Genomic DNA, 14,453 nt, shown 5'->3' with positions numbered 1-14,453 from the left:
TTTGTTTATTTGGAATTTGACTGCTGGCTGGAGACTGCCTACTGCTGACTGAGGACTGTTTTTGACTACCTCTGCTAAAAAGCCCGAGATTGTCGCGGTCGTACCTCCCTCACAATGACGATTTTATGGGTTGTTGTAGGAATTGTTTATTTGTTTATTTGGTGATTTGTTTATTCGTAACACATAACTCTAAGTACTTTAGGCACTTTAAGTACTCTAAGTACTTCTTTTTGTTTATTTGGAATTTGACTTTGGACTGCCGACTGTGGACTGAAGACTGTATCTCGCTTCCTCTCAACTAATCTTTGTTTTTGCTTCTTCCAAAGAATTGCTTTCGAAATATTTGTTTACTTCTTCGGCAACAATTTCCAATTCTTTGTACCACTCTTTTCCAAATTTTCTTATTAGTGGATCTTTTAGAAATTTGAATAATGGGATTTTTTTCTTTTTACCTAATTCACAAGCTGATTTGCAAATATCCCATCGGTTGTAGGTTACTCCTTCAAGTCCTGCAAGGCTGTTTATCCTTATGGGATAAAGATGACAGGAAATAGGTTTTTGAAAATCTATTTTTCCGTTTTGCCATGCTTTTTCAATAGCACATTTATAAATTCCGTCTTCTCCCTGAATTACAAAAACACAATGTTCTCCTTTGATGCATTTTGTTACTTGGTCATCATCAGGGTCTGTTTCATAAAAACCATATTTCTCAATATGTTCAACTGCATCTTTATTCATGAATGCTTTTATTTTTTCAATGTTTTTTTTCAAAGAAAAAATTTCCATTTCATTGAGGGGTGCACCGTAATCGCCTTTGACACAGCAAAGACCTTTACACTTTGGTAAATCACAAAAAAACTGTTCTTGAAAAATATCTAAGGTTACTATTGTGTTTTTTATTTTTAGCATCTTTGATTTTTTATAATTTAATTGTTAATGATATTTCCATTTTCAACATTAAAAATTTCAATTTCTTTTCCTATTTTTTTAAAAACATCATTTACTCTTGTTGCATTAGTATCAGTTAGAAAAATTTGTCCGTAGCCGTTTTTGGTTATAATATCCAACAATTGAGTTGCTCTGTTTTTATCCAATCTGTCAAAAATATCATCAAGTAAAAATAATGGTTTTATTTTTTTTATTTCTTTTATAATATCAAACTGAGCTAATTTTAGAGCAAGTAAAAATGATTTTTGCTGACCTTGTGAGGCAAACTTTTTTGCCGGATGCTCAAAAATGAAAAGTTCTAAATCGTCTTTATGAATACCAAAATTTGAACGCTGTGTGATAAGGTCTTTTTCAAAACCGCTTTTAAGAACTTCTTCAAAATCATTGTTTTTCAATTGACTTGCATAGGCGATTTGTACATCCTCTTTGTTTTCGCTTATAATTGAGTAATAATTATAAAATTTTGTAGTAAAATTTTCAAGAAAAGATTTTCGTTTTTCAAATATAAAACTTCCTGTTTCAATTAATTTTGTGTTGTAAACTTCAATAAGCGAAGTATCTTTACTTCTGTTTTCAAATAAGATTTTTAATTGTGCATTTCTTTGTTTTATTGTTCGGTTGTACTCTACAAGATTTATTAAATAATTTTTGTCGAGTTGAGAAATTATCATGTCAAGAAAACGCCTTCGTTCTTCGCTTCCTCCTGTTATTAGTGTGTTGTCGTAAGGAGTAACTATTACTATTGGTATTTCTCCTACAATGTCGGATAGTTTTTCAAGATTATTTCCGTTTATTGTAATTTTTTTCCGATTTGTGAAAGCACAAAATATTTCAATATTTTCATCTTTGCGAGAATAACTTCCTTTGAGATTAAAATAGTTTTCTTTATGCAAAATGTTTTGTTTGTCAATACTGTTAAAATAGCTTTTCCCAATTGAGAGATAATAAATTGAATCAAGTAAATTTGTTTTGCCTACACCATTGTTTCCTGCAAAACAAATATATTTATTTTTAAAACTCAACTCAACTGATTTGAGATTTTTAAAATTGGCAATATTTAACTTCTTAAGAAATATCATTATTGATGCAAAAATATTTACATCTTTGCAATAAATAACAATTAAGGTAAAAAACATTGGCACGCATTATTTGTATCGATTTTGGTTTAAAAAGGGTAGGGGTTGCTGTTACTGATTCTCTGAAAATTATTGCCAGTGGATTAGCAACAGTTGAAAACAAAAATATCATTAAATTTTTGGAAGATTATTTTTCAAAAGAGGAGGTTGAAAAAATTGTAATAGGATACCCATTAAATCTTGACGGAACACCTACACATGCTACAGAAGCTGTTGAAAGATTTATAAAAACGCTGAACAAAAAATTTAGGAATATTCCTGTTGAAAAAGAAGATGAAAGATTTACATCTAAAATGGCTACAAAAGCAATGATTGAAGGAGGGGTTAAAAAGAAGAAACGTAGAGATAAAAGTTTAATTGATAAAGTAAGTGCCACAATTATTTTACAATCATATTTAGAAAATTAAAACAGATGAATTTTAAAATTACTGCTTACGGACATCCACTTTTGCGTAAAATAAGTGAAGATATTGATAAAAATTATCCTGACTTAAAGGAATTAATTGAAGAGATGTTTAAAACAATGGAGGATTCAAGTGGAATAGGGCTTGCTGCACCGCAAATTGGCAAAAGTATTTCTCTTTTTATTGTTAATTCAACAATAGATGAAAATAATAAAAATAAAATAAAAAAGAGTTTCATTAATCCTGAAATAATTGAAACATTTGGTAAAGATTATGCTTTTGAAGAAGGATGTTTAAGCCTTCCCGGAATACGAGAAAATGTTGTAAGGAAAGAAAAAGTTACAATAAATTATCTTGATGAGAATTTTAAAGAACATGAAGAAACTTTTGATGGAATAAATGCAAGAGTGATTTTACACGAATACGATCATCTTGAAGGAATATTATTTACAGACAGGCTTTCTTCATTAAAAAGAAAGATGTTATCACGTCAACTAAAAAATATTAAAATAGGGAATGTGGATGTTGATTATCCAATGGATTTTTATACCAAAGGGAAAGGAATTTAGAATTTAATTTTATGAAGTTACTTCCATTTATCCATAATCAAATTACCTTTGGCAACGAAAGAAGTATAAAAGCTAAAAAACATATTTTTCTTTCGTTGGGTATCAAAGGTATCGGTATTTTGGTAAGCTTTATTTTAGTTCCGTTAACATTAAATTATATTGGTACGAAAAATTATGGTATTTGGTTAACGCTAAGTTCAATAGTAGCTTTGGTTGGTTCTTTTGATATTGGCGTAGGTAATGGTATGAGAAATAAATTTGCTGAAGCTATTGCAAAAAATCAAAAAGAATTGGCAAAAATTTATGTTAGTACAACCTATGCTTTATTTTTTTTAATATTCACTTTGTTTTTTTTAATTTTTTTATTGATAAACCCATTACTTAATTGGGTTAATATTTTAAGTGCCTCAACTGAGATAGGCTCTGAGCTTAAGCCATTAATAATATTTGTAGTTTTCTTTTTTTTACTCCGTTTTATTTTAAATCTTATAGCTACTATTTTACAAGCAGACCAAAGACCGACAATAAAAAATAGTATTAATTCAATTTCAAATATTGTTGCACTTATTGTAATTTTTATTTTAACAAAAACTACAACAGGCTCATTGCTTTTTATTGGTATTACTATGAGTGCCGCTCCTGTTTTTATGCTTATTATTTTTTCAATATATTTTTTTTCAAAGGATTACAAAGAGTATATTCCAAGAATAAAATATGTAAAACTTAAATATTCAAAAGAATTAGTAAGACTGGGATTAAAGTTTTTTTTAATGCAAATATCAGTTATAATTATTTTTGAATCAGACAACATTATTATAAATCAGGTGCTGTGTCCAGAGGAAGTGGTTACCTTTAATATTGCATATAAATATTTTCACCTTATGGTAATGTTTGTGGCTATAATTGTAACTCCATATTGGTCAGCTTTTACTGAAGCTTATGTAAAAAAAGATATTGAATGGATAAAAAATACTGTTAGAAATTTAAGAAAGTTGTGGTTAGGAGTAATTGTTCTGTTAGGAATTTTATTGATATTTTCAAACGACTTTTATTTCTTATGGGTAGGAGATAAAATAAGTGTTCCCTTTGTATTATCAGCTTTCATGGCTCTTTATGTTCTTGTTTGGGCATGGGAAACCATTCACTCTATTTTGATGGATGGCACCAGTAAAATTCATTTAAAAACAATTTTTCTACTTATTGCAGCAATTTTTAACATACCTGTTTCGATAATTCTTGCAAAGCATTTTGGAACAGCAGGAGTGATAATGGCAACATCAATTGTCCTTTTACCACCGGCAATTATTAATACAATTCAGTACAATAAAATTGTTTCAGGAAGAGCAAAAGGTATTTGGGGAAAATAAGGCTACAAAGGGAATAAAAGTGGGAGAAAAGTTGTTTTTAAATAATTGGTATATGGAAATTGAAGATTGAAATTTTTATACTTCCAAATAGTTATTAAAACTAAAAACATTGTAACTTGCGTCAAAAATAAAGAAATGAGTATTTCAACAAAAACGGGAGATAAAGGACAAACATCTTTATTTTCGGGAGAAAAAGTTTGGAAAAATGAATTAAGAGTAGAAAGTTATGGAACAATTGACGAACTAAATTCATTTCTTGGTGAGGCAAAAAATTACGTTAATTCAAAGGAGATTATTATAATTATTGAAGAGATTCAAAAAACCCTTTTTCGTTTAGGTGCGGAATTAGCTTCAAAAGGAAAAATATTTGCTAATGCAATAGAAACAAAAGATGTTGACAAATTAACCGAGTTGGTACATTCTTTTGAAAAAGAAATTAAATTAACATCTTTTACAGTTCCGGGAAAAAATATATCCTCAGCAAAGCTTGATATTTGCCGTACAATTGCAAGGCGTGCAGAACGGAAAATTATTGCATTGCATAATGATGAAAATATTTCAGAAGAGCTTTTAAAATATATTAATCGCTTATCAGACCTGCTTTTTATTATGGCAAGAGCAGAAGAAAAATAAAATTTAGTTCTATGTTGATTTGAGTGGGGGGGGATATTAAAGCCACAGACTTCGTCTGTCGAAGACAAGCTAAGTGTAATAGAAATCTGACTACGTCTGTCAAAGACAGATTCACAGATTAAAATTAATTTATATGCATTATTCTAATAAGATATATGCAGAGCGATCATAAACTGCGTTTTGCTGTACTGTGTAAACAATTAATATTCAATACGTTAAACATAGTGCCAAAGCTCTAATTATGACCAGTCTAAGTAAATGTCCTTTAGTTCAGATATAACGGGATTTGGCGAAAATTCATTAATTAGTACTTCTTAGAAAACTAAAGGAAAATTCTGCATATCCTCTGCTCATTCCTTTATCCCCTAAAGAAGATGCCATCACACTCAGTGAGTTGGATTTTCCCTTTAGGGAATTTAAGGGGTACAGATAGGCAATTAATGAGTTTTCTTATAAGCACTAATTACAAAAAGAGTAATTTTTTAATCTGTGAATCTGTCTTCGACAGACGTAGTCTTTACTTTTTGTATGTCTTCGACAGACGAAGTCTGTGGCAAATTTGATTACCCACTCAAATCAACATAGAACCAAAATGTTTCAAAGAAGTCATCAATTTATTCATTTTATTTCTGTGCTCTAAAAAGCAAAAATACTCCAAAAACTGAATAAATAATAGTTGGTAACCACACCGAAAGCAAGGGATTAAAATTTGTTTTGATAGCAATCATTGTTGAAAATTGCAATAAAAGAATATATGTAAATGCCAACATTAGTCCAAAGCCAAGATGCATTCCCGTACCTCCTCTTAATTTTCGTGTAGAAATTGTAAAAGCAATAAGAACAAGAATAAAAGTTGCAAAAGGCATAGAAAAACGTTTGTACTTTTCAATTAAGTATAAATCAATAAGATCTGCTCCTCTTGACTTCTCCAGTTTAATAAATTTTGACAATTGTTTATTATTCATGGTTTGAATGTCTCTTGATTTTCGTCCGAAGTCCTTAGGATTTATTGCAATGTTTAATAACTTGTTTTCACCTTTTTCAATTTTTTCATTCATACCATCAATCGTCCTTTCCGAATATCTTATTGCATTCCACATTTGTAGGCTATCAACCCAGACTACTCTTCGTGCAATAAGTTTGTATGTCAACTTAGTACCTTCAAATTTCTCAAGAGAGAATTTTATACCTTCATTATCATCAATGTGATAATTCCTAATATAAATAAATTGATCTTTAGCAACCTGACGATGAATATTATGTCCTTCATTTTGAAAAGGATTTAAAATATATTTCTCTTCAAAATTCAATAATTTTTTATATCCTTGTGGAATTGCCCAACCAGCAAGATAAAATGAAAAAGAAGCAAGAATTGTAGCAACAATAAAATATGGTACAAGCAAGCGATAAAAATTCATTCCATTTGTTAGCATTGCAACAATTTCTGTATTGTAAGCTAATCGGGATGTAAAATATATTGCCGAAATAAAAACAAACAAAGGACTGAAAAGATTTACAAAATAGGGAATAAAATTCAGATAGTAATCAAAAAGTATAGCCTTGGTTGGTGCTTGATTTTTAATGAAATCTTCAATCTTTTCCGAAAAATCAAAAACAATAGCAATAATTATAAACAGACCAATAATAAGAACAAAGGTTGTTAAAAATTTTTTAATAATATATATATCAATTATTTTCAAGCTCAGAATTTAATTTTTTATAGTCGTCTGTTCAATTTTTCTGCCATTTTATTTTTCCATGACAAAAAATCTCCCTTTTCAATCTGTGTACGGGCTTCATTTACCAGCCAAAGATAAAAATTTAGATTATTTATTGATGCTATTTGTGCCGCAAGTGCTTCCCCTGAAATTAATAAATGCCTCAAATATGCTTTAGAATAATATTTGTCAATAAAACTTAAGGGTTCTTCATTTATCGGACTATAATCATTTTTCCATTTTTCATTTTTAATATTTATTCGTCCTTCTTTTGTATAAAGTAATCCGTGGCGTGCATTTCTTGTTGGCATCACACAATCAAACATATCCACACCAAGAGCTATTGATTCAAGGATATTTGCGGGAGTGCCTACACCCATAAGATATCTTGGTTTGTCTTTTGGTAAAATATCACAAACCATTTCGGTCATTTCATACATTTTTTCATGAGGTTCTCCAACGGAGAGTCCTCCGATAGCATTTCCATCAGCACTTTGGTCGGCAATAAATTTAGCAGATTCAATTCTTAAATCTTTATAAACACTGCCTTGAACTATGGGGAAAAATGTCTGTGGATGTTCGTATTTATGCTTTGTTTTATCAAATTGCGAAATACATCTTTTCAGCCACTTATGAGTTAAATGCATTGAGTTTTTTGCATAATCATATTCTACAGGATAAGGTGTACATTCATCAAAAGCCATAATAATATCAGCACCAATAGTTCGTTGAATATCAATAGAATTCTCGGGTGAAATAAAATGTTTTGAACCATCAATATGTGATTGGAATTTAACGCCTTCATCAGTAATTTTTCTATTTTTTGCCAAAGAATAAACCTGATATCCACCACTATCGGTAAGAATAAATCTGTTCCAATTGATAAATTTATGAAGTCCACCTGCTTTTTCTAACACTTCTAAACCGGGACGTAAATAAAGATGATACGAATTGCCAAGAATTATCGGTGCATTAATATCCGATTCTAGTTCACGCTGATGAACAGTTTTTACACTACCCAAAGTTCCAACAGGCATAAAAATCGGTGTTTTAATTTCTCCCCTTTCTGTAGTTATCTTTCCACTTCTTGCTTTGCTGTTTTTATCTTTGCTTTCAATTTTAAACTCCATACATCCAAATTCAATAAAAATTATGATGCAAAAGTACTTACAATAATAATTTGTTCATAAATAATATTTTAATTCTCTAAATTCTTGAGACATTTGCTATTAATATTAATCATCAATTTTATCAAAAAATTTAACACTACTAATGATAGATTTCATTACAAACATATATTTCATTTTACCACTTTTTATTTTACTGCTTTTTCAGTTATTATTCTTTTTTGGACTTTTTTCACGATTTGCATTTTTTAAAAAGGTAAGCATAAAAAATGAACCATCTGTATCTGTTTTAATTGCTACAAAAAATGAAAAGGAAAATCTTGAAAATAATCTTAAATCTTTTCTTGAACAAGATTATCCTGATTATGAAGTAATTGTTATTGATGATAAATCATTAGATAACACTTTTGAATATCTTGAACAATTGGAAGAAAAATATTCTAACCTTAAAATTGTAAGAATTAAAGGTCATATCCGTGATTATCCTGGAAAAAAATTCGCTTTATCTCTTGGAATCCGTAAATCAACAAAAGATATTTTGCTTTTTACTGATGCCGATTGTAAAGCTGTTTCTAATCAATGGATAAGACTAATGGCACGCAATTATTCCGATAATAATCAAATTGTTACAGGTTTCTCTCCTTATGAAAGGAAAAACTCTCTTTTAAATCTAATTATTCAGTTTGATACTTTTTACACTGCCTTACAATATTTTTCATTTACACTGGCTTCCATGCCTTATATGGGTGTTGGCAGAAATCTTTCCTACAGAAAAGAGCTTTTTAATAAAAAAGGTTATGCTACACAACTTCATGTTCCTTATGGTGATGACGACCTTTTTGTTAACAAAAATGCAACAGAAAATAATATTTCAATAGAAATTGATCCTGATTCTTTCATACTTTCTAAACCTCACACAAGTTTATCAAAATGGTTCAGACAGAAAAAAAGACATCTTAAGGGAGGAAAAGAATATAAAAAAAATCACAAAAGATGGTTAGCTTATTTGTGGTTAAGTCATTTTGCTTTTTATGTTGCTTTTGCAATTGCAGTTATTTTTAATCCATTATCATATTTGATTTGGGGAATATTCGGACTTAGATTTATTAGTTCAATGATTGTTTATGGCTTTTCAATGAAGAAACTTAAAATGTTGCCATACTTATGGGCTGTTCCATTTCTTGATATTTTTTATCATATTATTTTTGTTCCGGGGATGAGTACAATTAGCCTGTTTTCAAATAAAAAAAGCTGGTAAAATAAAATTATTTATGGCAAAAGGAGTTCAAACAATTACAAATTATTTTCCTGAAATTGATAAAGAGACGATTGATAAATTTATAACACTTGATATTCTTTATAATGATTGGAACAGCAAAATAAATGTAATCTCCCGTAAGGATATTAAAAATATTTTTATCCATCATTTTTTACATTCTCTTGCACTTGTTAAAATACAATCATTAAATGAGGATACAAGTATTCTTGATATTGGCACAGGAGGAGGTTTGCCAGGTATTCCTTTGGCAATAATGTTTCCAAAAGCAACTTTTCATCTTATTGATGGAACAGGAAAAAAAATAAAAGTTGCAAAAGAATTGATAAAACAACTTGAATTAAAAAATATCACAGCAGAACAATGCAGATCAGAAGATCATAATCAAAAATATAATATTGTTTTAGGAAGAGCTGTAAGTACTTTATCAGATTTTACTAGAATTGCTAAAAAAAACCTAAAAAAGCAAGGAAATATTTTTTATTGGACAGGTGGGAATTATAAATCAATAAGAAATAATAGGAATGTAAAAATATTTAAGCTTGAGAATTTCTTTAATGAAGAATATTTTATTGATAAATATATTGTTAAAACAGAATAATTGAATTTACGAATCTGAAAACAAGTACAAATGTCAAAATCAATACATTTTCATGGCCTTAATTCATTACGATTTTATGCTGCATTTTTGGTAATAATCTATCATATTCAAAAGGTACTAATCCGAAATGATTTTATTTCATTTTTACAAACTCCTATTTTAAACAAAAGTGATGAAGCTGTTTCTTTCTTTTTTACACTAAGTGGATTTTTAATTACATGATTAGTTTCACCACGTTGTTGGTTTGATTTTTCCTTTTTTTGTTTCGTTTCACTTCATAAAAAAGGAATTTTTTTGGCTTTTTAAAAATATTTTCTTTAAACTTTGCTGTAAATTAAGAAATTGTTTTTTTCTCTTTAATAAAATCATAAAATAATTATGAAAAAATTATATTTAATATTCACATTGATTTTCTTTTCTTTAAACTTCACTAATGCACAAAATCCATTTCTCCCCAAAATAGGACAATTATTTGAACAAGGATATGGAGATTCCTTAAACGAATGTGCTTATGATTTATATGTTGACAACATGGGAAACAAAGCAATGACTGGTTTTTTACAAATTGGAGAAGATAACAAAGATATTGCATTTTGGTATATTGATTCTCTTGGGAAATTGCTTTGGGATACCAATTATAATTTTAACATGAATGAAGTTGCTTACGCCATAGCTCCTCATTCAACAAACGGCTGGGTGCTTGTTGGTTATACTGAAGTTTATACCGACCCACCTGTACGAACAGGAGAAACAAGAAAAGAAATTTTTGCTATGAGAATTGATACTACAGGAGATACTGTTTGGACATTTCAATACGGGAGAGATAATTATAACGAAGTAGGCTATTCGGTAGTAAATAACGGTGATGATGAATTTATAATTCAGGGAAACAGCACCCCAATAGGAAGCGGAGATGCACAAATAAGAGTGATAAAAATTGGAGCGGATGGTTCAGGTTTTGAGTGGAACAATTTATATGGGACAACCAACTATGATATTGAAGGCTATAAAATAATTAATGATTATGACAATAATTATATAATTGCGGCTAATGACGTAACAGATGATATAAATCCTAAACTGTATTTGATTGAAGACAATATAGGCAGATTGTTAAGCACTTATGATTATGACCTAAATGATGACACAAAAATATTCAGTATTGATACTGCTTTTGATAAGGGATACATTGTTAGCGGTTATGGCATTTGTGATAATGACACGGATGGCTTTGTGATGAAGCTTGACACTGCTTTTGAACAAGATTGGCGAAAATATATTGGTAAAACAGGAATGGAAAGTTTTAATGATATTGTTACCACCGATTTTACTTACATAGCCGTAGGCAGATGCAATACAAGAGGTGAAGGCTACGAAGATATGTATGTTGTTCACATTGATTCTTTTGGAGACACGATTTTACATGAAACTTTTGGAGGCGATTCTGTTGATTATGGTAATGCAGTAGCAAGATTTACGGGGATGCCATTAGTTTATTTTGCAGGATATAATACGAGCTATGGGATTGATTCTAGTGGGAATGCTTATTTAGGTGTGTCATTGGTAACTAACAACTTTGATAATACAGAGAATTGTAAGATTCCAAGAATTTTATGGGTTGATGACTTCTTAAGTAAATCAGACATTTTTAGCAATCAAAATATTTTATTAAACGGTGAAAAACGCATAAAACTTATAAGTTTTGCAATGCAAAACAATATAAACTACTTAATACTTTATGGAGTAAGTAATATATTTAACCCTGCTTATGTTTCAAGTGAAGAGGATAGGATTTATTTTGAAGAAAAGCTTGCCTATTTCATTGATGAATGCAATTCTTATGGAATTATTTGTGGTGCTGCATATGGTAGCCCTGATGATGATCAAATGACTAACCAAATGGGCTACAACCAGAATAAGTACAATTTTGACCATCATGGGAAAATTAACTTTTTGGTATTAGAAGATGAGTATTGGAATCCTGATCCAGATGAAGAATATAGTGAATATCAAGAACATGGAATTTATCAAGGTCTGTATGCAGATCATTATGTGCATTTGAGCAAACTAATAAATGAAAGAACAAATGATGGAAATGTTGATAAGGTATTCGAATGTTTAAACTTTACCTATCACAGAAGTTGTGAATATGATGACCAACCTCAAAATCATTATCTCTGTACTCCACATAGTGATATAGATGATTGGAAAGAAAAACAAGCAGATATCCAGGAATCTGGTAGTGATGCCTTATTAGTATATCATTATATTGAACATAATGATGAAGATGATGATGTAGCAGTATCATTTTTAAACTCCAATCATTACCCCGCTTCAAGATTCAAAGAAAGGTTGCAATACCTTGGCTACAGAAGCGATAATAAAGTCACTAACATAATCCCAACATTTTCCTGTCAAACAGATTATTTACAGGTATGGTTCAACGATAGTGGAAATGACTTCAACAGGGTTGAGACAGAATATATCGATCAACATGGTTACATTTATGAAAACCTTGGAAATGATTATCAATATATTGACAATGTCAATATCTCTGCATTCTGCTATATCTATTATTCTTATCTTGTGGATAAAATGTCCCAGTATCCCCCATACAATGAACTTGGTTTTGATGATGAATCATTGGTTGATTGCCCTGAGTTTTCTGACCCCATTTCAAAAATACTGGATATATATAAACCTAACCTATATGTTTATCCAAACCCTTTGACAAATGAGATAACAATAAAAACCAATGTAACTAATAATCCATTTGTTAGAACACTTATTAAAATCTACGATATTTCAGGGAAGCTGATAATCGCTGAAGTGTATATCAACATGGAAACTATAAGGATAAATACCGAAGCAATGAAAAAGGGAATCTATATAATAGAAATTTCTAATGATCAATATACACTAAGACGAAAATTAATAAAACAATAAAATGATAAAAATAAAACTTATAATATTCTCAATTTTAATTTTGCCTGTTGTTGCCAATGCACAGGAAAATTCATCTTTTGTAACAAAGCTTAAATTTGATGGTGCCAATGAAGTTTATCCACAAAAAATTGTGAAAATGAAAAATGGCAATTATCTGGTTCTAAGCAATTATTATTATCCAGGTCCTGGGGGGGGGGATTCATTTACTGAAATTTCTGATGAAGGCGAAAAAATTGGGGATTTCAAATTCCCGATGAATGATTATTTTTATTGCAATGTGTCCAGTTTTTATTACTTTGAAAACGGAGACATATTTTTCAATGGTTGGGGTGATAAATCCCATATTTTTGAAACAGGCTTTAACTTCATGTACGACCAAAATGAAGATTTGAAATGGTCAAGAGATGATTTTTCTATACATTCAAGATTCACAACTTTTTTTTCTCCATTTGACAGTAGTTTTATTGGAAGGAGCTGTTATACTAAATATGACACCCTAAAACAAGAGTACAAAAATCAATATGGATTTTGTATTAAATTAGATTATAACGGTAGAATTGTATGGCAAATTGACAGCCTGGTTTTTTACGATTCTATCCTAAAAAATACTCTAACCTATCACTTATTTGAATATATATCTGTATTCGACAGTTTTAATTATTTCCTTTTGGACAGAGGTGAAAATTATCGAAGAATGCTTCAAATGACCCCAAATGGAGATATTATAAAAAATGATACTTTTAGTTTTACTTTTAATCCCAAAGATTTCACTATTAGTCTCTATAAACTAAATGATGGGTACTTATTCTATTTATCTAAGTGGATTGATGATGATGAAAGATTATTAGTTAAAATGGATGAAGACTTAAATACAATCTGGCAATACCACTTTCCTTTAGATCATACAACTCATATTTCAGACTTAATTATGGATGATGTAAAAAATATTCACTTATTGGTTAGGCATCAAGATAGCTCTAATGATAGTATGGAATTTTACTTTGAAATTTTAAAATTAAGCTCTGATGGTGAATTGCTTGACAATAAAATATACTATTCTGTTTACTATACATATATAGATGACTTGTATAGTAATTCACTTTTACTTTTAGAGGATGGAAGTTATTTAATTTCTGCATCTCTTGGCTATGGTTGGGGTTTAGGTTATGTTATTAAAACAGATAGTAATGGTTTTGTTGATCATGATAAGATAAAGTGTGTTTCTATAAAGAATGAAGTACATAAAAACAGAAATGCTAAAATTTACCCCAACCCCTGCACAACAAACTGCACCTTCAAACTGCCAATAAACACAAAGCAAAAAGCAACCTTAAACCTTTACTCCATCACAGGCAAACTAATCAGACAAGAACAATTTACAGGCAACAGCTATGAGTTTTTCAGAGGTGATTTATCAAGCGGGTTGTATTTGTATAAAATAATTTCAGGAAAGAATGTTTTTACTGGAAAATTGATTGTTCGGGATTAGAATTGTCAACAACAACTTTGTGAAACTTAACAATTACATATTTATTGCTTCAGGAGAAAAAAACACAGAAAATAATTACGATAAAAAGATTTTAAGCACTTAAATAAACTGTTAATACTGCAAGTCTTTTACAAATTTCCCAACAAAGTACTCTTTATTCATTCGGGCAATATTTAGGATTTTTATTTCTTTAGGACATTCTGCTTCACAAGCACCTGTGTTTGTGCAGTTTCCAAATC

General features: G+C 29.7%; 14 protein-coding genes. 9 read left to right on the top strand and 5 right to left on the bottom strand.

All coding sequences use genetic code 11. From position 1 onward, the window contains the following. Positions 1-294: 294 nt before the first annotated feature. A complete protein-coding gene (locus U9R42_05740; GenBank protein MEA3495522.1) occupies positions 295-909 on the bottom strand; it encodes a DUF3109 family protein in 615 nt (204 codons plus the stop codon). Between the two features lie 17 nt (positions 910-926). Then, positions 927-2,084: a DNA replication and repair protein RecF gene (gene recF, locus U9R42_05735; protein ID MEA3495521.1), complete on the bottom strand. Its 1,158-nt coding sequence runs from the start codon at positions 2,082-2,084 to the stop codon at positions 927-929. Between recF and ruvX the strand changes: the two genes are divergently transcribed. The 4 genes from ruvX to U9R42_05715 all read left to right on the top strand — a co-directional run bounded on the left by ruvX (position 2,084) and on the right by U9R42_05715 (position 5,057). Beyond that, on the top strand, positions 2,084-2,491 hold the full coding sequence (ruvX, locus tag U9R42_05730) for a Holliday junction resolvase RuvX (GenBank protein ID MEA3495520.1): 408 nt from the start codon (positions 2,084-2,086) through the stop codon (positions 2,489-2,491). The two genes, recF and ruvX, sit on opposite strands and share 1 nt — an antisense overlap. A 5-nt stretch (positions 2,492-2,496) precedes the next feature. Further along, positions 2,497-3,057 carry a peptide deformylase gene (def, locus tag U9R42_05725; GenBank protein MEA3495519.1) on the top strand — a complete coding sequence of 187 codons (561 nt, stop codon included), beginning with the start codon at positions 2,497-2,499 and terminating at the stop codon, positions 3,055-3,057. Between the two features lie 11 nt (positions 3,058-3,068). Then, positions 3,069-4,424 carry an oligosaccharide flippase family protein gene (locus U9R42_05720; protein MEA3495518.1) on the top strand — a complete coding sequence of 452 codons (1,356 nt, stop codon included), beginning with the start codon at positions 3,069-3,071 and terminating at the stop codon, positions 4,422-4,424. A gap of 135 nt (positions 4,425-4,559) precedes the next feature. After that, positions 4,560-5,057, top strand: a complete 498-nt coding sequence (locus U9R42_05715) for a cob(I)yrinic acid a,c-diamide adenosyltransferase (protein MEA3495517.1) — start codon at positions 4,560-4,562, stop codon at positions 5,055-5,057. Positions 5,058-5,680: 623 nt separating this feature from the next. Here the strand turns inward: U9R42_05715 and U9R42_05710 are convergent. Then, the gene (locus U9R42_05710; protein ID MEA3495516.1) at positions 5,681-6,757 is read right to left on the bottom strand and encodes an LptF/LptG family permease; all 1,077 of its coding nucleotides are present in this window, start codon (positions 6,755-6,757) and stop codon (positions 5,681-5,683) included. Between the two features lie 17 nt (positions 6,758-6,774). Further along, positions 6,775-7,905: a tRNA guanosine(34) transglycosylase Tgt gene (gene tgt / locus U9R42_05705; GenBank protein MEA3495515.1), complete on the bottom strand. Its 1,131-nt coding sequence runs from the start codon at positions 7,903-7,905 to the stop codon at positions 6,775-6,777. Positions 7,906-8,047: 142 nt separating this feature from the next. Between tgt and U9R42_05700 the strand changes: the two genes are divergently transcribed. The 5 genes from U9R42_05700 (at position 8,048) to U9R42_05680 (ending at position 14,214) form a co-directional block, all read left to right on the top strand. Next, positions 8,048-9,160 (top strand): glycosyltransferase, encoded by a 1,113-nt coding sequence (locus U9R42_05700; protein ID MEA3495514.1) that lies wholly within the window; start codon positions 8,048-8,050, stop codon positions 9,158-9,160. A 13-nt stretch (positions 9,161-9,173) separates the two neighbouring features. Beyond that, on the top strand, positions 9,174-9,779 hold the full coding sequence (gene rsmG, locus U9R42_05695; GenBank protein MEA3495513.1) for a 16S rRNA (guanine(527)-N(7))-methyltransferase RsmG: 606 nt from the start codon (positions 9,174-9,176) through the stop codon (positions 9,777-9,779). A gap of 30 nt (positions 9,780-9,809) precedes the next feature. After that, positions 9,810-10,001, top strand: a complete 192-nt coding sequence (locus U9R42_05690) for a hypothetical protein (protein MEA3495512.1) — start codon at positions 9,810-9,812, stop codon at positions 9,999-10,001. A 156-nt stretch (positions 10,002-10,157) separates the two neighbouring features. Next, the gene (locus tag U9R42_05685) at positions 10,158-12,725 is read left to right on the top strand and encodes a T9SS type A sorting domain-containing protein (GenBank protein ID MEA3495511.1); all 2,568 of its coding nucleotides are present in this window, start codon (positions 10,158-10,160) and stop codon (positions 12,723-12,725) included. Between the two features lies 1 nt (position 12,726). Then, a complete protein-coding gene (locus U9R42_05680) occupies positions 12,727-14,214 on the top strand; it encodes a T9SS type A sorting domain-containing protein (protein MEA3495510.1) in 1,488 nt (495 codons plus the stop codon). Positions 14,215-14,325: 111 nt separating this feature from the next. On the opposite strand, the gene U9R42_05675 is transcribed toward U9R42_05680, so the two are convergent. Next, positions 14,326-14,453: succinate dehydrogenase/fumarate reductase iron-sulfur subunit (locus U9R42_05675; protein MEA3495509.1), on the bottom strand; the 128-nt coding region annotated here is incomplete at its 5' end.

Source organism: Bacteroidota bacterium (genome assembly GCA_034723125.1).
Lineage (GTDB): Bacteria > Bacteroidota > Bacteroidia > CAILMK01 > JAAYUY01 > JAYEOP01.
The sequence above is the reverse complement of the archived record's forward strand: the minus strand, read 5'-3'. Positions and strand labels throughout refer to the sequence as shown.